Here is an 18,841-nt window from a genome sequence, read left to right as displayed (position 1 = left end):
GGCTATGGGAAACGCTCACGGAGCAGAGCGGGAACCGGACTCCCAACAAGCAGCTGGAAGCGTGCGGGTCAGCACTTCCTAGGAGCCCTCAATCGCAGTGCTGCTGCCCACGGAACCGCTGATCCCCCACGTCATGGTGAAGGACGCATCCGGCGCCAGCCATCCGAGGCCGTGGCCGGAGTTGAAGGCGTTCGCCGGTCCCGTCATCGGTTCGATGGCCACTGCCTTGGGCCGGCCCGGATACTTGCGGCTCACAAAAACATGGACGAACGGGCAGGTGTCGTCCTGCCACAGGCTTACACTGCGGCCGTCCGCTGCCGACAGCGTGTGGCGGGCGATCCCGCCGTCGAACGCCAGGTCCGTCAGGGCAACGTCGATGTCGAGGTCCCCCACTGTCCTGCCCTGCCGGAGATCAGTCTCTCCGCTGACGTGTTCGGAACTGCGGGGAATGAGCTTTTCGTCTGCGACGAGGCGGGTTGCGGCGTGAACGGTCAGGGTGAGGTCCTCGCTGGGGATTTCGCCCAGCCGCAAGTATGGGTGCGCCCCCAGGACGAAGGGCGCGTCCGCCGGGGAGTCGTTGACCAGGGTTTGCCGCACCACCAGCCCAAAGTCCTCGCCCAGGGAGTACTCCACGCGGTGCCGCACGAGGAACGGATAGCCATGCTGGGGGAAGACCGGGGCCTCAAGGGTGACCGAAAACTCCGACTCCGCGACGAGGGCGTACGAGGCGTTGCGCAGGAGGCCGTGGCTGGCGTTGTTCCGGGGCACCTCCGTGATGTCCAGCTGCTGCTTGTTGCCGTTCAGGTACCAGACCCCGTCCTCCACCCGGTTTGCCCAGGGCGCCAGGGTAATGCCGGCGCCGCCGGGCGGGATATCGGCGTCGCCGTAGGACTCTGTTAGCTGGACGTCGCCGCGGCTGTACCAGCGCAGTCCCGCGGCAAGTTCGGTGACCACGGCGAGCGCATCACCCCTCCTCAGCTCGTACTGGCGGCCGGAGGCGCAACGCCTGCGTCCGGGCTGGTCATCACTGGGCTCGGGAAGGGCGCCGGAAGTCATGGAACTTACCGTATAACGTGCAGCCACCCTGCAGAGCCGACAGTTTTGTTGTCTTTTGTTAGAAAGTATTTGTTTCTGATCGTTTTGTGCCACAATGGTGATGTGCCTCATAGGAGGCGCGGGGGCGGTGAACAACGCTCCGGACCACAGCCCCGCGAGGGGCGGATAGGAGGAGCCCCTTGCTCGCAGCCCAGCGCCAGCACCGGATCCTCCAGGAACTCGAAGCCCACGGCACGGTGCGCGTCACCTCGCTCTCCGGCATGCTTGGCGTCTCGGAGATGACGGTCAGGAGAGACATTGACGCCCTCGACGCCGAAGGCCTGCTGCTTCGGGTTCATGGCGGCGCCACCAGGACCGGCGCCTTCGGCGCCATCGAACCGGAGTTCCTCAGCAAGTCGGCCCACGAAACGGAGGCGAAGCGCGCCATCGCGGCGGAAGCGCTCCGTCTGCTTCGGCCGGACATGACACTGCTGATTTCCGGCGGCACCACAACGTATGAGCTGGCCCGCCTGCTCCCCCGAAACCTCGGCCTCACGGTGGTCACGAATTCCATCATGGTGGCCAACGCCCTTGCAGGCCCGGCGCAGGCAGGCCCGGCGCAGACGGGCGCGGCGCAGACGGGCGCGGCCATCCGCACCGTGATCCTGGGCGGCCAGCGGACGCCGTCCGAAGCGCTCGTCGGCCCGGTCACGATCCACGCCATGGAAAACCTTTCCGCGGACCTCTGTTTCATGGGGGTCCACGGCATTGATGCGCGAGCCGGCGTCACGTCACCGAACCTCCTCGAAGCGGAGGTCAACGCCGCCATGATTGCGGCTTCGGACGAGCTGGTTGTAGTTGCCGATGCCACAAAATACGGGCTGCTCGGCCTGGCGGGAATCGCACCACTCTCGGCCATCGGCATACTGATCACGGACGCCAGGATCGGCATGGGCGAGGATGGGAGCGCTGCCTTGAGCCTGCTCCAGGAGGCGGTCCGCGATGTGCGGATTGTGCCCGTGCCTTCTTCCTCGGAACACCCGCCACGCGGAACTCCTGGGCCTGCCGCAACAAACCTACACCCCCACCTCCCGGCCGGACGCAACCGTCTGGCGACCGCGTTCAAAGGACACAACGGATGACCCACATCACCAGCACTCATCTCGCCGACGGCCGGGAACTGCTTTATTTCGACGACGCCGGCACAGCGCGCCCCCGGTCCGTGGAAACCACGCAGGACCGCCGGGATCTGCCCGCCCGCGGCGAACCCGGCGAAGTCCGGTTCGATGCGCTGACCGGAGAATGGGTGGCCGTGGCGGCGCACCGGCAGACCCGCACGCATCTCCCGCCGGCGGACCAGTGCCCGATCTGCCCCACGACCGACGCCAATCCCTCGGAGATCCCGGCGCCGGACTACGACGTCGCCGTGTTTGAAAACCGCTTCCCCTCCCTCGGACCCGCCGTGGGGCCGGTGCCGGACAACCCCTCCTGGGGAACCACAGGACCGGCCTTCGGCAGGTGCGAAGTCGTGACGTTCACGCCGGAGCATACCGGCTCCTTCAGCGGCCTGACTGAAACCCGCTCGCGCACCGTAGTGGAAGCCTGGGCGCACCGCACGGCAGCCCTCAGCGCCTTGCCCGGAATTAAGCAGGTGTTTCCGTTCGAGAACCGCGGGGCGGATATCGGGGTCACGCTGCACCACCCGCACGGCCAGATCTACGCCTACCCCTACGTCACGCCGCGCGCCGCTGTTATGGGGGCGGCCGCCCGGAAGTTCTATGACGACGCCGGCGGACGGCAAACGTTGACCGGCTCACTCCTGCGGGCAGAACGGGAGGACGGCAGCCGGATGGTCATGGAAAGCGACAGCTTCAGCGCCTACGTTCCGTTCGCCGCCCGATGGCCGCTTGAGATCCACTTGGTGCCCCACCGCCACGTCCCTGACCTGGCGGCCCTGAGCGGAGAGGAGAAGGACGAACTGGCCCACGTCTACCTCGACCTGCTCAAGCGCCTCGACGCCCTGTACCCGACACCAACCCCCTATATCTCGGCCTGGCACCAGGCACCGGTGGACACCCTGCTCCGCCCGGCGAGCTACCTGCACCTGCAGCTCACCTCCCCGCGCCGTGCCGCCGACAAGCTAAAGTTCCTGGCAGGATCGGAGGCCGCCATGGGTGCCTTCATCAACGACACCACGCCCGAACTGGTGGCGGAGCGGCTCCGCGCGGTCGCCGTTCCCGCCTCGCCGGCGGAAACACTGGCCCCGACCGCCCCGGGACTTACCGAAGGAGCCCACGCATGACCGGCGCCGACAGCACCACACAACTGGCCGAACAGTTCCGCAGCGCCTTCGGCCGCGCACCGGACGGCGTCTGGCAGGCCCCGGGGCGGGTCAATCTGATTGGCGAGCACACCGACTACAACGAGGGCTTCGTGCTTCCGTTCGCGATCGACAAAACGGCGCGCATCGCCGTCGGCGTCCGTACCGATTCAACCGTCCGCATGCTGTCCACCTACGGGGACCAGGGCATGACGACGGCGGACAACGCCGCCCTGGACAGCCGCTCGGCCAAGGGCTGGACCAAGTACCCCCTCGGTGTCATCTGGTCGCTGCAGCAGCGCGGCATCGATGTGCCCGGCCTGGACCTGCTCCTGGATTCCAACGTCCCCCTCGGCGCCGGACTCTCCTCGTCCCATGCCATCGAATGCGCCGTCATCTCCGCGCTGAATGACCTAACAAACGCAGGGCTCAGCCCCGGGGACATGGTGCTGGCCACGCAGCGCGCCGAAAACGACTTCGTGGGCGCCCCCACGGGCATCATGGATCAGTCGGCATCCCTGCGTGGTTCGGCAGGCCATGCCGTGTTCCTCGACTGCCGTGACCAGAGTGTCGAGCTGGTGCCGTTCGAGGCAGAGGCTGAGGGCCTCGTCATGCTTGTGATCGATACCAAGGTTTCCCACTCCCACGCCGACGGCGGTTACGCCTCCCGCCGCGCTTCCTGCGAGCTGGGCGCAGAGGTGCTGGGCGTCAGGGCGCTCCGCGATGTTGGACCTGGCGACCTGGAGGAGGCCAGCGGGCTCCTGGACGAGGTCACGTTCCGCCGGGTCCGCCACATTGTCACCGAAAATGACCGGGTCCTGCAGGCCGTCGAACTCCTGGGCCGGCAAGGGCCTTCGTCGATCGGCGAACTCCTGGACGCCAGCCATGTCTCCATGCGCGATGATTTCGAAATCTCCTGCGCCGAACTGGATCTTGCCGTGGACACCGCCCGGGCGAACGGCGCCATCGGAGCCAGGATGACGGGCGGTGGGTTCGGCGGCGCGGCCATCGCACTGACTCCAGCGACGGAAGAGCAACGGGTGCGGGCCGCCGTCGAACAGGCCTTTGCCCGGGCGGGATACACCGCGCCGGACATTTTCAGCGTCACTCCGGCAGCCGGGGCGATGCGGCTGGCCTAGCAGCGGGCGTAGGCTGGGCGCATGCGGGAAGCTGTCATTGTTTCTACTGCCAGGAGCCCGATCGGCCGCGCCTTCAAAGGATCTTTGAAGGACGAGCGTCCGGATGACATGGCAGCCGCCATGGTGAATGCTGCCCTTTCGAAACTCCCGTCCTTCGACCCCACCGGGAACAGCGGACCGGGGCTCGATGACGTCTATCTGGGCTGCGCCGAACCCAGCGGGGAGGCAGGTTCGAACATGGCGCGCGTGGTCACCATCCTCACGGGACTGGACAATGTACCCGGCGCCACCATCAACCGCTTTTGCGCGTCCAGCCTGCAGACCATCCGGATGGCCTTCCACGCGATCCGGGCCGGAGAGGGTCACGCATTCGTTGCCGGCGGTGTCGAGGCCGTATCGCGGTACCAGAACTGGGCCGGTGCCGGGGAAACCGATGCCGGCAACCACAATCCGCTGTTCGAACCGGCGCGCCAGCGCACAGCGGCGAGGGCCGAATCCAACACACCGTGGACGGACCCGCGGCTGGGAGGGCGGATGCCGGACATCTACATCGCCATGGGGCAGACGGCTGAAAACGTGGCCACGTCCTATGGCATCAAACGCGAGGAGCAGGACGCCTGGGCAGTGCTGAGCCAGAACCGGGCGGAGGCAGCCATCGCCTCCGGATTTTATGCCTTGGACATCACGCCCTATCAGCGGCGCGACGGCACCGTAGTGGACCGGGACGACTCCCCTCGTGCCGGCGTCACCTTGGATGCTGTCAGCGCTCTGCAGCCCGTGTTCCGCCGGGAGGGAACCGTCACCGCCGGCAATGCCTGTCCCCTCAACGACGGCGCGGCCGCCATGGTTATCATGAGCGATTCCAGGGCACGGGAACTTGGACTGGAGCCGTTGGCACGCATTGTGGCGACGGGCGTGAGTGCCCTGTCGCCCGAGCTGATGGGAATGGGCCCGGTGGAATCCACCCGGCGGGCCCTGACGTCCGCCGGGCTGGGCATCGGCGACATCGATCTTGTGGAGCTCAACGAAGCCTTCGCTGTCCAGGTGGTCGCAAGCGCCCGCGAGCTGGGGATCGATTCCGCGAAGCTCAATGTCCACGGCGGTGCCATTGCACTGGGGCACCCGTTTGGCATGACCGGTGCCAGGATGACCACCACGCTACTCAACGGTCTGCGCGAGACGGACGGAACCCTGGGCCTTGCAACCCTCTGCGTGGGCGGCGGACAGGGCATGGCGCTGGTGCTGGAGCGCCTCAGCTGAAGAGGCGCCCTCCGGGTTCCCCAGTTTTCTGCAGGAGCCGTACATTTGACCCGAAAAGTGTGCGCGCTGACGCCTTTAATCTGCGCGCTGATGCCTTTAATCAAGGTGCCCGCTGACGCCTTTAATGTCGGACCCCTCTGACAAAGTTTCCCTATGGAAGCCATTGGGGAACACGCAGCGGATGACCCCGCAGGCCGGGCAGTCACGCCTGGCCTCAGCGTGCCTGCCATGCTGCAGAGCCGTGGCCTCCGTAGCGTTGCCGTTTCGACTCCTGCGGATCATCCGGCGTTCGACGGCGGGGCTGCCGCCGGCTTTTCTGTCACCCGCGGCCAGTTAGCTGCCACGCCCTTCAGTGGCGGGCACACTGCCCTCAAGCGCGGGGCGTTGGAGGACCTGCGCCGGTGTCTGGCGTTGGCGGAGGCCGCGGTTGCGAGCGTGCCTGAGGAGTTGGCGCTGGCCGGATTCGGTGACGCAGCGGATTTCGCCGACCTCGTTGAGGGGCTCTCCCGCCAGGTCGACCACCTCCAGCTGCTCGCCGCGGCCGTAGTGGACAGGACACGCACTGCGGCGATCAACGCCGCCGGACCAGCCCTCAAAGCAGCCGGCTGGACCACCGGCTGGGGCACCGAAACCGCCGGAGCCGAAACCGCCGCACCAGTGGCGGTGCCCGCCCCAGGGCCGGTGGCTGACGGGTGCCGGAACACCGCCGAGTTCCTGCGCGTCAGGCTGCGGATCAGCGCCGCCGAAGCCCGCCGCCGCCTCGCCCTGGCCACCGCCGTACTCCCCCGCACCGGCATCACCGGCCAGCCCACACCCCCGGCCTGCGAACACACCGCCGCGGTCCTGGCCGCCGGAACCATCGCCTCCCGCGCCGGAACCATCATCACCACCGCCCTGGACAAAGCCCGCCCCATCGCCCACCCCGCCATGCTCCACAAAATGGAAGCCAACCTCATCCGCACCGCGATCGAGAACGACCACGACTTCCTCCAACGCATCGCCCACCGCTGGACCGACGCCATCGACCAGGACGGCAGCGAACCCACCGAAGAAGAACTCCGCCACCGCCAAGGCGCCTTCATCCGCCGCCCCCGCCGCGGCCTCCACCACCTCGAAATCTTCGCCACCACCGACCAATACGAACACCTCCTCACCGTCATGAACACCGCCACCAACCCCCGCACCCAACCCGGCCCCGACACCAGCACAGCCCAACACACTGGAACAGCCCAACACACTGGAGAGGACACTCATGATCACGGCGCAGCAGACAGCACGGAAGACGCCGGTCATCCGGGACCGGGGTTCGGTGCCGCAGCCGAGAAGGCCGCCGCCGATTGCCACCTCGAACGCCGCACCCGCCCCCAACAGCTCCTCGACGGCCTGGTCGGCGCCTGCAAAACCGCCCTCGCCACCGCCACCCTGCCCGCCACCGGCGGCCTCCGCCCCCAAGTCATGGTCACCATCAGCCACCAGGACCTCCTGAACCAACTCGAAACCACCGCCACCAATGGCCCCCGCTACAAACGAACAACCACAGCACAGCCCCCACTCCCGCACACGGGCAAGTTCCCCGGCACCGCACCGGGCACCGGGACGGCAGAACCAGACCAGCCCCCACTCCCCGACACCGCGGAGTCCTCCGGCACCGCGGCCGGCACAGACAAACACGAACCAGCCCAGCCCCCGCTCCCCGACACCGGCGCCGGCACCGCGACCGGAACCGGAACATTCACCTTCACCGGCCCCATCACCCCGGCCACCGTCCGCAAAATCGCCTGCGACGCCGACATCATCCCCATCCTCCTCGGCACCGAAGGCCGCATCCTGGACATCGGCCGCACCACCCGCATCTTCCCGCCCCACATCCGCAAAGCCCTCACCGCCCGCGACCAAGGCTGCGCCTTCCCCAACTGCACCATCCCCGCCCCCTGGTGCGAAGCCCACCACACCACCTACTGGTCACACGGCGGACCCACCAGCACCGACAACGGCACCCTCCTCTGCACCCACCACCACCACCTGATCCACCAAGAACAATGGCAAATCCACATCAAAACCGGCATCCCCTGGTTCATCCCCCCACCCCACATCGACCCCCACCAAAAACCCCGCCGCAACCACCACCACAGAACATAGGTCTTCGGGGCGACCCGCTGGCCGACCTAACGGCTAAGTTCTCGGTCCAGCACCCAAGGAGCTGTCGCACATTTGCTGTTTCAACGCAGCCGGAAGAACTCAGCCGCTCCAACTCGTCTGACGAAACTGCAGTCCAGGCAGTCGTACCACACCACTTACAGCGACCCGCACGGCTACGCGGGGCCAGTCACGCCTACAAAGAAAAAGAGAGCCCCGCAGTAAGCGGGACCCTCTTGCGTCAAGCGCGACGGCGTTAGCCGGCCCTGGTTCTACTCCTCGCCGCGGAGGATGGCCAGCAGGCGGATGATCTCCACGTACAGCCAGACCAAGGTCACGGTGAGGCCAAAGGCGGCCGTCCAGGAGAAGCGTTCGGGTGCGCCGGCCCGGACGCCGGCTTCAATGCTGGTGAAATCCATGATCAGCGAGAAGGCGGCAAGGCCAATGGCAAGCAGGCCAATGAACACGCCCAGCGGAATCCCGAAGATCTCCACGCTGGTGCGCAGCCCGAACGGCGAATCAACGGCGCCGGTCCACATCATGACCATGTTGACCAGCGCAAACACTGCGTACCCGATCACAGCGATCATAAAGAAGCGCATGGCCTTGGGCGTCGCCCTGACCTTGCCACTCTTGAAGAGCACCAGGGTGACAGCGAAGACGGAAAGCGTTCCGATGACCGCCTGCAGTCCAACACCCGGGAACATGCCATCAAGGATCCGGGTCAGCCCGCCGAGGAACAGGCCCTCAAGACCGGCGTAGGCCAGGATGAGTGCGGGCGAAGGCTGCTTCTTGAACGTGTTGACGAGGGCCAGGACGAATCCGCCCAGCGCGCCGACGATCATCAGCATGGTGGCCAGTGACAGGCTGACGAACAACGTGACGGCAGCTCCGGCCATCAGGACGCCGAGGCAGGCTGCGGTCTTGATGATGACGTCGTCGTACGTCATCCGGCCAGTCTCGGCCGGTCCGGCAGCCGGCCGGTTGTACATCTGCTGCAGCTGGTCGTCCGTCATGTTCTGCTGGCCCGCCCAACCTCCGGGCGCGTTCATGACGGGTGCCTGGCCGTAGCCGCCCTGGCCGTACGGGTTCTGGCCGTATGCCTGAGGGACAGGCGGTGCCTGGGTGGCTCCACGGAAGTTCTTTCCGTTGAAGATCGGGTTTCCGCCAAGTGCCATTGCGGGTGTCCTCCAAATAAAGGGTGGGTGGATCTTTTCTCGAGTTCAAGCTACCAATTTCCACGCGCAAACGGCAGGGATAGTTCCGCGGGCCCGCCTGCCGACACGGAATCGTGACCAACTCCAAGCCGATGGCGAGCCATCGTGGAGGCAACGAGCAGGACTGTTTAGGAATACTGGGATACAACAAAAGTTTTCATTAGCTTGACTGAACTGCAGGCTTCCGCCGGCTTCACAGTTGTTATCTGATCGCTATGCAGGGACCACCCATGACGGCGAAGTTTGTACTGCCCCTGTAACATGAGCGAAGTAGGGTGACACATATCACAATGAGTCAACAGCATTACGGGTACTACGAGCATCGCATCGCACCACCAGCTGTCACCTTCTCCGTTCGCAGTGGCTGCAAGGAAGCAGCCACGACCACCCCCATGTGGAGGATTTCAATTTTGAGACGCACACCGAGAGGCCTGCCGCGCAGACGGCCAGCCGGACTGCTGAGGGTCATGGGGGCAATTGCCGCCAGTATCCTGGCTCTCCTGCTTGTCGCTGCACCGGCATCGCAGGCCGCCACGCCCTCTCCGACACCACCCCCGTCGAACCAGCAGTTCCAGAACAGCATCAGCGGCTTCCTACGTGACGATGCGCGCGCCCCCATCGAAGGCGTGAAGATCACGGCCAAGAGCGGTGACTTCACCGGAACAGCAACCTCGGGTGCCAACGGGTCCTGGCGAATAGGGGTTCCGACCCAGGGAACTTATGAAGTCGAACTCGATGAGTCCACGCTGCCGGAAGGCATCAAGCTCGCCGAAGGCCAAGCCAACCCGCGCAATGTAACCTTCAGCCAGACATCGAATCTTTCTGTGATTTTTGCCTTTGGCAAAGGCATTGTCGTTCAGGAGCAGAACTTCGCGCAGAACCTGCTTAATCGCCTGGTGGCTGGCCTGAGCTTCGGCCTCCTGCTGGCACTGGCTTCCGTAGGCCTCTCACTGATCTTCGGCACTACCGGCCTCACTAACTTCGCCCATGGTGAAATGGTCACGCTGGGCGCCGTGGCGATGTTTGGCCTGAGTGCCATGAATCTGCCCTTCTGGCTCGCCGGACTCCTGGCCCTCCTCATCGGCGGTCTGTTCGGCTACGTCCAGGACGCTGGCCTCTGGAAGCCGCTCCGAGGCCGCGGGACAGGTCTTGTCCCCATGATGATCGTCAGCATCGGCCTCGCCCTGGCTGTCCGCTATGTCATCCAGTTCAACTTCGGCGGCGCCACCCAGCAGTTGCCCTTCGCTCAGTCCCCCGAGATCCAGGTGGGCCCGGTATCGATCTCCCCCAACAACCTCTGGTCCCTTATCATCAGCGCGATCGTCATTGGTCTGCTCGGCCTTGTGCTTCTCAAGACACGGCTCGGAAAAGCAACCCGAGCAGTCGCTGACAACCCTGCCTTGGCTGCCGCCTCAGGCATCGACGTCGACTCGGTGATCCGCATCGTATGGATTTCAGGCGGAATGCTGGCGTCCCTCGGCGGCATTCTGTGGGCGTACTATCGGCCCGGGGTCACGTTCGACATGGGCTCACAAATACTGCTGCTGATCTTCGCCGGTGTCACGCTGGGCGGCCTGGGCACCGTGTTCGGCGCCCTCGTCGGATCCATCATCGTGGGAATCTTCGTTGAGCTCACCACTGTCTTCGGACTGGCCGCCGACCTCAAATACGTTGGAGCCCTTTTCATCATGATCATCGTCCTTTTGTTCCGTCCGCAGGGTATCCTCGGCCGGCGCGAGCGTGTGGGTTAGGAGACAGCCATGGACTACGGATTCGTTTTTTCCAGTGCTGCCGGCGAGCTGTTCAGCCCGACAACGGCCGCTTACGCCCTTGCCGCCCTCGGCCTTGCCGTTCACTTCGGCTACTCCGGACTGTTGAACTTCGGTCAGGCGGGCTTCATGGCCGTGGGAGCCTACGGTTTTGCCATCTCAACACTCTCCTTTGGCGTGCCGTTCTTCGTTGCGCTGCTGATCTCCATCCTGTGTTCGAGCCTTTTCGCCCTGCTGCTCGGCATCCCGACGCTTCGGCTGCGGGCCGATTACCTCGCCATCGTTACCATCGCGGCGGCGGAAATCGTCCGCTACATCGTCACCACCAACCAGCTGACGAAAGTCACCGGATCAGCCAACGGGCTTGCTGCGTTCGAGGGCGGGTTCTACGCCATGAACCCGTTCCCCGAAGGCTCCTACATGGGGATGAACAATCGTGACTTCTTCATCCGCGTTATCGGCTGGGGATTGGTTGTGGTGTGCTGCGTCATCGTCTGGCTGCTGATGCGCAGCCCCTGGGGCCGGGTCCTGAAGGGAATCCGCGAGGATGAGAACGCTGTGCGTTCCCTCGGGAAGAACGTGTACGCCTACAAGATGCAGGCACTCATTATCGGCGGTGTGCTCGGCGCCCTCGCCGGAATGGTGTTCACCCTTCCCCGCGGCGCAGTGCAGCCGGCCAACTACGGTACCGAACTGACGTTCTTCCTCTGGACGTGCCTCCTCCTTGGTGGCATGGCTACCGTTCTCGGACCGGTCATTGGTGCAATGATTTTCTGGGTGGTCCTTTCGCTCACCCAGAGCGTACTTTATGGACTCATTGAGTCCGGCGCGGTGACTTGGCTGACCACTGTGCAGGCAGGCCAGCTGCGCTACATCCTGGTAGGTGTGGCGCTGATGCTGCTGATGATCTTCAGGCCGCAAGGCGTCTTCGGCAATAAAAAGGAGCTGGCGTTCGCATGAGCCACAGCGCACATTCAATGAACAACGCGGACCGCAACACCGCAAGTACCGTAAAAACCGCCAACACGAACGGCAACGACAAAGACGCCGGCATCAACTACATGACGGACAGCAGCCCGATCGTCGTCGGCGAGATTGCTCCGGGCTGTAAGAAGAGGGATCCCATTGTGGTGGCCGAGAACGTCAGGCGGAGCTTCGGTGGCATAAACGCCGTCGACGTCGACTACCTTGAGATCCCGCGCCACAAGATCACCGCGCTCATTGGCCCCAATGGAGCCGGTAAGACGACTCTCTTCAACCTTCTGACCGGTTTCGATACTCCCAACTCGGGAAAATGGCAGTTTGAAGGAAAGAACATCGAGGGTGTCTCCTCCTTCAAGCTGGCCCGCATGGGCATGGTGCGCACCTTCCAGCTCACGAAGGTCATGGGCAAGCTCACGGTCATGGAGAACATGCGCCTTGGCGCCGCCAACCAGCCCGGCGAACGGCTCTCCAAGGCGCTGTTCAAGGGGATCTGGGGCGGTCGGGAGAAGGAAATCACTGCGCAGGCTGACGTCCTGCTCGAGAAGTTCAAGCTCGACGTCAAAAAGGACGATTACGCTGCCTCCCTGTCCGGCGGTCAGCGCAAGCTTCTGGAGATGGCACGCTCCCTGATGGTCCGCCCCAAGCTGGTGATGCTGGACGAGCCAATGGCAGGCGTCAACCCGGCTCTGACCCAGTCCCTGCTGGACCACATCAAGAACCTCAAGGCTGAAGGCATGACCGTGCTGTTCGTCGAGCACGACATGAACATGGTCCGGCACATTGCCGACTGGGTTGTTGTCATGGCCGAAGGCAAGATCGTGGCAGAGGGACCGCCCAGAGACGTCATGAAGGACCCAGCCGTAATTGACGCCTACCTTGGCGCCCACCACGATGTCGACCTTGGTGACACCGAAGGGATCAAGGAACTGGAAGCAGTACTTGAAGCCGACGAGGAATCCGTTGTGGGTACCGAAAACGCCGGCATCATCGCGGTTGAATCCGTAGTCCCGGATCTCAAGGGAGCCGACCTTAAGCAACCAGACCTTAGTCCGGAAGCCCTCCAGGAGCCAGGTGACGATGAGCCCAACTCCCCCCAGTCCGGCTTGGCAGAACCTGGCCGCACAGACAAGGATAAAGAATGAGTGCCACGAGCCCAGCCCTGTCGGCCCAGGAAGCATCGGCGGATGGCGCCGTCGTTAAGGTCACCAATCTGGTGGCGGGCTACCTCCCGGGCGTGAACATCCTTAATGGCTGCAGCATCGAAGCCCGGAAGGGCGAGTTGATCGGCATCATTGGACCTAACGGTGCCGGCAAGTCCACGTTGCTGAAGGCCATGTTCGGCCTGGTGAAAGTCCATTCGGGCTCGGTGATTGTGCGCGGAAACGACATTACGGGGCTCAAAGCCAACAAGCTGGTCACCCAGGGCGTGGGCTTCGTGCCGCAGAACAATAACGTGTTCTCCACCCTGACTATTGAGGAGAACATGCAGATGGGCATGTTCCAGCGGCCCAAGGACTTCGCCCAACGGTTCGACTTCGTCACAAGCCTGTTCCCCGAGCTCGGCAAGCGCCGCGCCCAGCGCGCCGGTTCGCTGTCTGGCGGCGAGCGCCAGATGGTCGCCATGGGCCGGGCGCTGATGATGGAACCTGCCGTACTGCTCCTTGACGAACCGTCTGCAGGCCTGTCCCCCGTAAAGCAGGACGAAACCTTCCTGCGCGTGCATGAGATCAACCGTGCAGGCGTCTCCGTGATCATGGTTGAGCAGAATGCGCGCCGCTGCCTGCAGATCTGTGACCGCGGTTACGTCCTGGACCAGGGCAAGGACGCGTACACGGGAACCGGCAGGGAACTGATGAAGGACCCTAAGGTCATCCAGCTGTACTTGGGAACGCTCGCCGACGAAGCCTGACACACAGCAGCGCCCCGCAGAAGGGCCGTCACCGATCCGGTAGCGGCCCTTCTGCATGTCCCCGCGGTCCCGGCGACAGCGGCCAGCATGCGGAAGGCCCCCGTTCAAACCCTGAACGGGGGCCTTCTGTGCTACTGGAGAATGCGGCTTACAGCTTGCCGAATTCTTCCTTGGACGGCGCGTACTTGTTGTCGTCCTGGTACTCGTAGATTCCGATGTAGGCCTCGGTGGGGTCGCCCTTATCGGAGAACGTCACCGGACCGGACTGACCGTCATAGTCAATGTCCTTGCCGTTTCGGAGCAGCGTCACGCAGGACGGGAAGTTGTTGCACTTCTCGCCGACTTCCGAGACGGCCTTGAGCTGCTTGGCGATCTCGGTGCCCTTGGTGCTCTTGGCGGCCTCTGATGCCAGTGCAATCAGGTTGACGGCGTCGTAGGATTCACCGGCGTAGCTGTAGTCCTTCAGCGCGGGGTCGATAGCCAGGAGCTTCTTCTTGAAGTCCTCCTTGGCGAACGTGCCCGGGATGGTTCCCTGGGCGCCCTTGAGCGTTCCGGCCTTGAAGTCCTTGCTGTAGTCCGACGTGTTGCCGTCCACCATGAACAGCTGCGTGGGCTTGATACCCTTGCCGGTCAGCAGCGGCACGATGCTCTTGGCCTGGTCGAAGGTGATCAGGGCAATGGCGTCAGGCTTGGCGGCGATGACCTTGTCCACCTGGCTGCTGAACTGAGAGTCGCCCTCGTTGAAGAGTTCCTCGGCCACAACCTGGCCGCCGGCTGCTTCAAAGGCTTCCTTGACGTTCTTCTGCAGGCCGGTGCCGTAGGCGTCGTTCAGGACGATCATGCCAACGGTTTGAGCGCCACAGGTCGCCATGTAGTTACCCAGCACCTTGCCCTGGAGGACATCGGACGGAGCCGTGCGCCAGTAGAGGTTCTTGTCTTCCCACGTGGTGAAGTCCGGCGAGGTGTTCGCAGGCGAGAACTGCACCACGCCGGCACCGGTGATCTGGTTGATCACGGTCTTGGAGACGCCGGAGGAAGCTGCACCGATGATGGCGCTGACGCCCTGGCCAAGGAGCGCCGTGGTGGACTGCGTAGCGATGTCGGTCTTGGTGTCGCCGGAGTCGCGGTGGATGACCTGCACCGGCTTGCCGAGAACGCCGCCGGCGTCGTTGACTTCCTTGATGCCCAGGTTAACACCAGCGATCTCGGGCGGGCCGAGGAACGCCAGCGACCCCGTCGTCGGCAGAAGCGATCCAATTTTCAGCGGAGTGGGGGTGGTGGTCGTGGAAGGGGGCACGGAACCTGTCTCTTGTGCGGTACTGGTGGCACCGGCCGTGGCGCTTGGCGCGGGGCAGGCAATGCCTCCCGCCGCGGCTGTGGTTTCCGTCGAACCTGGGGTGGGGCCGCCACCACAAGCCGTAGCCAGAAGGGCGACGCCGATGCTAAGCGCTGTGAGCTTAGCGACTCGGGGCGCCGCCTGGGGGAGTGAAATCATTGAGAGTCTCCTCGATCGAAAGGTGCGAACGGCCTTTGATGCGATTGGTCAGGTGTTCCTGAGTTATTTTCAAGCTAGTGCAATTTATGCCCGAGCATAAGTGAGTAAGGTCACATCCTTATAACACTCGTTGCATATCGGACACCTGCGCCGCGCTGCCTCTGCCACCCCTCGGCAGTGTCTTCCACAGGCCGCGTAGGGCGTCACCGCCGCCCAGCCATGGCAGCTTGTCAGGTCTTCAATTGTGCTCTGGCGTTCGGCGATGGCAGAGCTCACTGTATGACTGTGCAGGTCCCTCAAAAAGAGCGGAGGCAGCATAATGACAAGCGAACCTATCGCGCTGGTTACCGGAGGCGCTCGGGGAATCGGCCGGTCCATTGCCGAATATCTCGCGGGGAATGGCTGGAAGGTAGTCGCGACCTACAACACCGGGCTTAATGAAGCGACGGAGCTGAAGCACACGCACGGCGTGGAAATACGCCAGCTCGATCTGACCGACAGATCCAGATCGCTGGACTTCGCCCGCCATATCCGTGATGAATATTCCTTCGAGGCACTGGTCAACAATGCCGGGATCCTCGAAAAACAATCTTTTGAGGAATTTAACTCCGGCATATTGACCGAGCCTTACGAAGCGGCCAGTCTCACTCCATTAGGTCGCAACGGGAGCCCTGATGACATGGCCAAGGTGGTCGCATTTCTCCTCAGCACCGACGCATCATTCGTCACGGGGGCGTCTATTGTCGCTGATGGGGGCTACACCGGTGTGGATTACTTCATGAAGAAGGAAAATGGTGCCTTGGCTGAGCCCTTGGAGCTTCACACTGTTGATGGAGCGGCAGCCTGAGGAGACAGACTTAGCCCAATTTGTACCCCAGGTGGGACTCGAACCCACAACACGCGGATTTTAAGTCCGCTGCCTCTGCCAATTGGGCTACTGGGGCGCCCGGTCAATGCTACCGCTTTCCGGAGGTGGGATTGCTTTCCGTTGCCACGAAAGGTCCCGCGTAGCGGAAGGTTCCATGAACGCCGCCGGGCCAGAGAGCGAGGGGCAGGAACTGGAAGTTGTCGCCCCAATGCGTGTCCGGGGCTTCGATGCCCATCGATGAAGCGGGCACAAAGCCGAAGCGCTGGTAGTACTCTGTGCTGCCCAGCAGACCGATGCCCCTCTCCCCCGCCGCGTTGGCCCGGATGACCGTTTCTCGCATCAGCGCCGTGCCTATGCCATGGCGCTGCAGCCTGGGGGTGACGCCGATGGGTCCGAGGCCCAGCAGTTCAAGGCCGTCCGCCCAGGCGCGGGTGCTGATCACATGCCCCACGATTTCGCCGTCGACCTCCGCCACGACACTGAAATCCGGCCGGTACTCATCGCATTCGAAAAGACGCCGCAGGAGATCCACCTCCTCAGGTTCGCCCTCCACCGGAAGGCCCGTTACGGGCGACACGGCGAACGCCTCGGCCGTCAAGGCCAGTATTGCGGCGCGGTCATCAGGTGTCTCGCTCCGCAGTTTCACCTCGCGCGCGGGTTCGGGATCGGCTGCATGAGCGGCTGAGAGCTCTGCCAGCACCTCGAGCGCCCGGGCCGAGTCTCCTACCGATACCAGAAGGTGGTCGTGGTGGAAGCCCGCCAGCACATTGCAGCTGATCTTGGCGTCCGTCAGTGCCCTGCTGACCGCTGCGGTCAGGCCCACGGCTTCCAGTTCCGAATGGATCTCCAGGGTGATCCAGGCGGCCACGAAATCGTACTTCAGTCCCAACTCATCCGCCTCAGCCCGCGGCAGCACCACGGTCAGCCCCTCAGCTTCGCGGACAGCCGCCTCTATGCCGGGCACCAGCGGCTTTCCGTGCGGCCAGAGCACATAAACGTACTCGCCGGTGCGCTGCACGGGATGCATGGTGGCCAGGAGGGTCTGGAGGTTCTTTTCGCCCATCATGCAGACAGTCTAAACTTCCCGCCTGCCGCTTTCCGGGACGTGTTACGGAACCGGAGGAGAGAACCCCGCCAGACGACGAAGCGGCCGTTCCCCCGCAAGGGAATGGCCGCCGTCGTCAGTTACCGCTGCCTACTTGGCTTTCGCCGAGACAGGGTTCTTGGAACCGTTCTTGGCGCCATTCTTGGAACCGTTCTGCTCTGGCTCATCAGCAGGTTTCCCGGCAGCAGGAGCAGGCGGGGCAACTGCCGGCTTGGGTGCCGGCGTGGCAGCCGCGACGAAGGCGCCGCGGGGGTTGTCCAGGTCGATCAGCTGGGTCGTGTCGCGGCCCATGAAGAAGCTCAGGATCCAGTTGAAGATAACCCGGAACTTGCGCTCGAAGGTCGGCATGGCCAGGCCGTGGTAGCCACGGTGCGCCAGCCAGGCGAGGCCGCCCTTGAGCCCGATGCTGCCGACCAGGTTGATGTTGGCAACGCCCTTCCACTCGCCGAAGCCGGCTACTGCACCGAGGTTCTTGTGCTTGTAGTCCTTCAGCGGCTTGTCCCAGCGGGAAGCCCACAGGTTCTTGGCAAGACGCTTGGCCTGGCGAAGCGCGTGCTGGGCATTGGGGACGCAGGTGCCGTCCGGAAGGCCACTGCCCGTGAGGTCCGGGACCGCGGCAACGTCACCGGCAGCCCAGGCATTCTCGATGATGCCTTCATCGCCGGCGATACGCAGGTCAGGAAGAACACGGACGCGACCGCGCGGTTCGAGCGGGAAATCGGTGGAGCGGACCATGGGGTTGGCCTGCACGCCGGCCGTCCACACGAGGGTGTCGGCTTCGAATTCCTGGGCCAGGGATTTGTCCGGCAGGTTGATGAGCTTGAGCGAGCCCTCGGCGCTGTCCAGGGAGGTGTTGAGGAGGACCTCGATCCCACGGCTGCGGAGGTGTTCAACAACCCATTCCGCCTGATTCTGGGTAACCTCGGGCATGATGCGTCCCATGGCTTCGACGAGGACGAAGCGCACTTCCTCCTGCTTGACGCGCGGGTTGTTCTTGACGGCCGCGCGGGCGAGGTCTTCCATCTCGGTAATGCACTCGATGCCGGCGAAACCGCCACCAACCACCACGAAGGTCAGCGCCTTGGCACGTGCAGCAGGGTCGGTCAGGGTGGAGCCGGCTTCGATACGCTCGAGAACCTTGTTGCGCAGAGCAACCGCTTCCTCAATGGTCTTCAGCCCGATGCCCGCGTCCGCCAGGCCCTTGATCGGGAACGTGCGGGTAATGGCTCCTGCGGCTACCACCACGTCGAAGTACGGAACTTCGAAGTTTTCGCCGCCGTCGGACGGTGCAACAACGGCGGTGCGGTTCGCGTGGTCGATCGAGGTGACGCGGCCCTGGATAAGTTCGGTCTGCTTGAGGTGCTGGCGGTGGGAGACCACGGCGTGGCGCGCTTCGATGTTGCCGCCGGCAACTTCGGGCAGGAAGGGCTGGTAAGTCATGTAAGGCAGTGGATCCACGACGGTGACGATGCCACCGGCGTTCGCGATCTTCTTCTGCAGTTTGAGTGCTACGTACAGGCCGACGTACCCGCCGCCGACGACGAGCACCCGGGGACGGTCCTGGAGCTGTGGGGTGGTTGCCATGAGTCCAGAATACATGAGTT

General features: G+C 64.0%; 15 protein-coding genes and 1 tRNA gene. 10 read left to right on the top strand and 6 right to left on the bottom strand.

Translation table 11 applies throughout. The features are described 5' to 3' along the window. Positions 1–78: 78 nt before the first annotated feature. Positions 79–1,056: an aldose 1-epimerase family protein gene (locus J7E80_RS05340; protein ID WP_215050445.1), complete on the bottom strand. Its 978-nt coding sequence runs from the start codon at positions 1,054–1,056 to the stop codon at positions 79–81. 179 nt (positions 1,057–1,235) lie between these two features. On the opposite strand from J7E80_RS05340, the gene J7E80_RS05335 reads away from it, so the two are divergent. The 5 genes from J7E80_RS05335 to J7E80_RS05315 all read left to right on the top strand — a co-directional run bounded on the left by J7E80_RS05335 (position 1,236) and on the right by J7E80_RS05315 (position 7,893). Next, complete coding sequence (locus J7E80_RS05335; RefSeq protein ID WP_215050444.1) at positions 1,236–2,177, top strand: DeoR/GlpR family DNA-binding transcription regulator; 942 nt, start codon at positions 1,236–1,238, stop codon at positions 2,175–2,177. Further along, a complete protein-coding gene (gene galT / locus J7E80_RS05330; RefSeq protein WP_215050443.1) occupies positions 2,174–3,337 on the top strand; it encodes a galactose-1-phosphate uridylyltransferase in 1,164 nt (387 codons plus the stop codon). The genes J7E80_RS05335 and galT overlap by 4 nt, the downstream gene beginning before the upstream one ends. After that, entirely contained in the window at positions 3,334–4,494 is a 1,161-nt protein-coding gene (gene galK, locus J7E80_RS05325; protein WP_215050442.1) for a galactokinase, read from the top strand. The genes galT and galK overlap by 4 nt, the downstream gene beginning before the upstream one ends. Before the next feature lie 21 nt (positions 4,495–4,515). Next, positions 4,516–5,754 (top strand): acetyl-CoA C-acetyltransferase, encoded by a 1,239-nt coding sequence (locus tag J7E80_RS05320; RefSeq protein WP_215050441.1) that lies wholly within the window; start codon positions 4,516–4,518, stop codon positions 5,752–5,754. Between the two features lie 153 nt (positions 5,755–5,907). Beyond that, complete coding sequence (locus J7E80_RS05315) at positions 5,908–7,893, top strand: HNH endonuclease signature motif containing protein (protein WP_215050440.1); 1,986 nt, start codon at positions 5,908–5,910, stop codon at positions 7,891–7,893. Positions 7,894–8,162: 269 nt separating this feature from the next. Here the strand turns inward: J7E80_RS05315 and J7E80_RS05310 are convergent, their stop codons facing one another. After that, positions 8,163–9,068 (bottom strand): Bax inhibitor-1/YccA family protein, encoded by a 906-nt coding sequence (locus J7E80_RS05310; protein ID WP_215050439.1) that lies wholly within the window; start codon positions 9,066–9,068, stop codon positions 8,163–8,165. Positions 9,069–9,574: 506 nt separating this feature from the next. On the opposite strand from J7E80_RS05310, the gene J7E80_RS05305 reads away from it, so the two are divergent. The 4 genes from J7E80_RS05305 to J7E80_RS05290 all read left to right on the top strand — a co-directional run bounded on the left by J7E80_RS05305 (position 9,575) and on the right by J7E80_RS05290 (position 13,769). Continuing rightward, positions 9,575–10,858, top strand: coding sequence for a branched-chain amino acid ABC transporter permease (locus J7E80_RS05305; protein ID WP_215050706.1), 1,284 nt, complete (start codon positions 9,575–9,577; stop codon positions 10,856–10,858). A 9-nt stretch (positions 10,859–10,867) separates the two neighbouring features. Next, entirely contained in the window at positions 10,868–11,836 is a 969-nt protein-coding gene (locus J7E80_RS05300; RefSeq protein ID WP_215050438.1) for a branched-chain amino acid ABC transporter permease, read from the top strand. A 101-nt stretch (positions 11,837–11,937) separates the two neighbouring features. Then, on the top strand, positions 11,938–13,002 hold the full coding sequence (locus J7E80_RS05295; RefSeq protein ID WP_251036520.1) for an ABC transporter ATP-binding protein: 1,065 nt from the start codon (positions 11,938–11,940) through the stop codon (positions 13,000–13,002). Further along, the gene (locus J7E80_RS05290) at positions 12,999–13,769 is read left to right on the top strand and encodes an ABC transporter ATP-binding protein (protein ID WP_215050437.1); all 771 of its coding nucleotides are present in this window, start codon (positions 12,999–13,001) and stop codon (positions 13,767–13,769) included. Before J7E80_RS05295 ends, J7E80_RS05290 begins: the two co-directional genes overlap by 4 nt. 148 nt (positions 13,770–13,917) lie before the next feature. Here J7E80_RS05290 and J7E80_RS05285 read toward each other — a convergent pair whose 3' ends face one another. Next, positions 13,918–15,264 carry an ABC transporter substrate-binding protein gene (locus J7E80_RS05285; protein WP_215050436.1) on the bottom strand — a complete coding sequence of 449 codons (1,347 nt, stop codon included), beginning with the start codon at positions 15,262–15,264 and terminating at the stop codon, positions 13,918–13,920. Between the two features lie 319 nt (positions 15,265–15,583). On the opposite strand from J7E80_RS05285, the gene J7E80_RS05280 reads away from it, so the two are divergent. Further along, positions 15,584–16,111 carry an SDR family NAD(P)-dependent oxidoreductase gene (locus J7E80_RS05280; protein ID WP_215050435.1) on the top strand — a complete coding sequence of 176 codons (528 nt, stop codon included), beginning with the start codon at positions 15,584–15,586 and terminating at the stop codon, positions 16,109–16,111. 23 nt (positions 16,112–16,134) lie between these two features. On the opposite strand, the gene J7E80_RS05275 is transcribed toward J7E80_RS05280, so the two are convergent. From J7E80_RS05275 to J7E80_RS05265, 3 genes are all read right to left on the bottom strand, one after another. After that, positions 16,135–16,208, bottom strand: a tRNA-Leu gene (locus tag J7E80_RS05275). 12 nt (positions 16,209–16,220) lie between these two features. Then, positions 16,221–17,198 carry an N-acetyltransferase gene (locus J7E80_RS05270; RefSeq protein WP_215050434.1) on the bottom strand — a complete coding sequence of 326 codons (978 nt, stop codon included), beginning with the start codon at positions 17,196–17,198 and terminating at the stop codon, positions 16,221–16,223. A 129-nt stretch (positions 17,199–17,327) separates the two neighbouring features. Further along, complete coding sequence (locus J7E80_RS05265; RefSeq protein WP_215050433.1) at positions 17,328–18,821, bottom strand: NAD(P)/FAD-dependent oxidoreductase; 1,494 nt, start codon at positions 18,819–18,821, stop codon at positions 17,328–17,330. Positions 18,822–18,841: the final 20 nt, after the last annotated feature.

It is taken from the genome of Arthrobacter sp. ISL-28, assembly GCF_018613875.1.
In the GTDB taxonomy this organism is placed as follows: domain Bacteria; phylum Actinomycetota; class Actinomycetes; order Actinomycetales; family Micrococcaceae; genus Arthrobacter.
Note: the sequence above shows the minus strand (reverse complement) of the source record. Positions and strands in the feature narration are given on the sequence as shown.

Coding starts and splice junctions, on each gene's coding strand:
- J7E80_RS05340 (WP_215050445.1), bottom strand. CDS start 1,056: ATGACTTCCGGCGCCCTTCCCGAGCCCAGTGATGACCAGCCCGGACGC.
- galT (WP_215050443.1), top strand. CDS start 2,174: ATGACCCACATCACCAGCACTCATCTCGCCGACGGCCGGGAACTGCTT.
- galK (WP_215050442.1), top strand. CDS start 3,334: ATGACCGGCGCCGACAGCACCACACAACTGGCCGAACAGTTCCGCAGC.
- J7E80_RS05320 (WP_215050441.1), top strand. CDS start 4,516: ATGCGGGAAGCTGTCATTGTTTCTACTGCCAGGAGCCCGATCGGCCGC.
- J7E80_RS05315 (WP_215050440.1), top strand. CDS start 5,908: ATGGAAGCCATTGGGGAACACGCAGCGGATGACCCCGCAGGCCGGGCA.
- J7E80_RS05310 (WP_215050439.1), bottom strand. CDS start 9,068: ATGGCACTTGGCGGAAACCCGATCTTCAACGGAAAGAACTTCCGTGGA.
- J7E80_RS05305 (WP_215050706.1), top strand. CDS start 9,575: ATGGGGGCAATTGCCGCCAGTATCCTGGCTCTCCTGCTTGTCGCTGCA.
- J7E80_RS05300 (WP_215050438.1), top strand. CDS start 10,868: ATGGACTACGGATTCGTTTTTTCCAGTGCTGCCGGCGAGCTGTTCAGC.
- J7E80_RS05295 (WP_251036520.1), top strand. CDS start 11,938: ATGACGGACAGCAGCCCGATCGTCGTCGGCGAGATTGCTCCGGGCTGT.
- J7E80_RS05290 (WP_215050437.1), top strand. CDS start 12,999: ATGAGTGCCACGAGCCCAGCCCTGTCGGCCCAGGAAGCATCGGCGGAT.
- J7E80_RS05285 (WP_215050436.1), bottom strand. CDS start 15,264: ATGATTTCACTCCCCCAGGCGGCGCCCCGAGTCGCTAAGCTCACAGCG.
- J7E80_RS05280 (WP_215050435.1), top strand. CDS start 15,584: ATGACAAGCGAACCTATCGCGCTGGTTACCGGAGGCGCTCGGGGAATC.
- J7E80_RS05270 (WP_215050434.1), bottom strand. CDS start 17,198: ATGATGGGCGAAAAGAACCTCCAGACCCTCCTGGCCACCATGCATCCC.
- J7E80_RS05265 (WP_215050433.1), bottom strand. CDS start 18,821: ATGGCAACCACCCCACAGCTCCAGGACCGTCCCCGGGTGCTCGTCGTC.